Genomic DNA, 298 nt, shown 5'->3' on the forward strand with positions numbered 1-298 from the left:
AGGCCCTGATGCATGATCTTCTCGACTTTCTCGGCATCAAGGCCCCGGTGCTGATTGCAGGCCTTTCCGGTGGCATTTTGCGGGCGCTGTCACGCCACCGCTACAAGCTCCGGGAGATGTTCGCGTCAGCCGCCCCTGGCCGTCGTGCAGCCTGCGAGCGCGACCAGCAGCCGCCCGCTGAAGCGGATGCTGAAGACGCCGATAAGGGCGCACGAAAAAAGGCTACCGCGCCTAAACCATCCCAGCCGAAAAAATCCAAGACAAAGTAGACAATGCGCGGATACTCTCCGATCCTCGA

At 60.7% G+C, this 298-nt stretch carries 1 pseudogene; it reads left to right on the forward strand.

The window, feature by feature from the left end:
- Nucleotides 1-269, forward strand: a pseudogene (locus EOA75_RS33780) (hypothetical protein); the annotation flags it as partial.
- Nucleotides 270-298 lie beyond the last annotated feature (29 nt).

The organism is Mesorhizobium sp. M1A.F.Ca.IN.022.07.1.1 (genome assembly GCF_003997575.1).
In the GTDB taxonomy this organism is placed as follows: Bacteria; Pseudomonadota; Alphaproteobacteria; order Rhizobiales; family Rhizobiaceae; genus Mesorhizobium.